This is a genomic window from Salinisphaera hydrothermalis C41B8 (assembly GCF_000732535.1).
Taxonomy (GTDB): Bacteria; Pseudomonadota; Gammaproteobacteria; order Nevskiales; family Salinisphaeraceae; genus Salinisphaera; species Salinisphaera hydrothermalis.
Map to the genome: position 1 here is coordinate 1 of NZ_APNK01000086.1, position 1,198 is coordinate 1,198.

General features: G+C 62.1%; 1 protein-coding gene. It reads left to right on the top strand.

What is annotated here, in order from left to right; all coding sequences use genetic code 11:
* The coding region (tuf, locus tag C41B8_RS19165) for an elongation factor Tu (protein ID WP_037342025.1) at positions 1-1,190 on the top strand (1,190 nt) is incomplete at its 5' end.
* Positions 1,191-1,198 lie beyond the last annotated feature (8 nt).

Genomic DNA, 1,198 nt, shown 5'->3' on the forward strand with positions numbered 1-1,198 from the left:
TGTCCAAATCAAAATTCGAGCGTAGCAAGCCGCACGTCAACGTCGGCACGATTGGTCACGTGGACCATGGCAAGACGACGCTGACGGCCGCATTGACGGTGGTGTCGAACCGGTTGTTCGGTTCCGAGTTGTCGGCGTTTGACGCGATCGACAAGGCGCCGGAAGAGAAGGCGCGTGGCATCACGATTTCGACGTCGCACGTTGAATACGAAAGTGAAGCGCGTCACTACGCCCACGTGGACTGCCCGGGCCACGCCGACTACGTCAAGAACATGATCACGGGTGCCGCCCAGATGGACGGCGCGATCCTGGTCGTGTCGGCGGCCGACGGCCCCATGCCGCAGACCCGCGAGCACATCCTGCTGGCGCGTCAGGTGGGTGTTCCGTTCATCGTCGTGTACCTGAACAAGGCCGACATGGTCGATGACGAAGAGCTGCTCGAGCTGGTCGAAATGGAAGTCCGCGAACTGCTGGACGCCTACGACTTCCCGGGCGACGACACCCCGGTCATCGTCGGCTCCGCGCTGAAAGCGCTGGAAGGCGACGAAGGCGAGCACGGCTCCGAATCGATCGCCAAGCTCGTGCGGGCCATGGACGAATTCATTCCGGATCCCGAGCGTGCCATCGACGGCGCCTTCCTGATGCCGGTCGAAGACGTCTTCTCCATCTCCGGTCGCGGCACCGTCGCCACCGGTCGTGTCGAGCGCGGCGTTGTCAACGTGGGTGACGAAATCGAAATCGTGGGCATCAACCCCACGACCAAGACCACCGTCACGGGCGTTGAAATGTTCCGCAAGCTGCTCGATCAAGGGCAGGCGGGCGACAACATCGGCGCGCTGCTGCGTGGCACCAAGCGTGAAGACATCGAGCGTGGCCAGGTTCTGGCCAAGCCGGGATCGATCACCCCGCATACCAACTTCGAATGCGAAGTGTACGTGCTGAAGAAAGAAGAAGGCGGTCGTCACACCCCGTTCTTCAAGGGCTATCGTCCGCAGTTCTACTTCCGCACGACCGACGTGACGGGCGCGTGTGAACTGCCGGCGGACACCGAGATGGTGATGCCGGGCGACAACGTGACGATGAACGTAGAACTGATCCATCCGATCGCGATGGAAGAAGGCCTGCGCTTCGCCATTCGTGAAGGCGGCCGCACGGTGGGTGCGGGCGTCGTGACCAAGATTACGGCCTGAGGCATTTG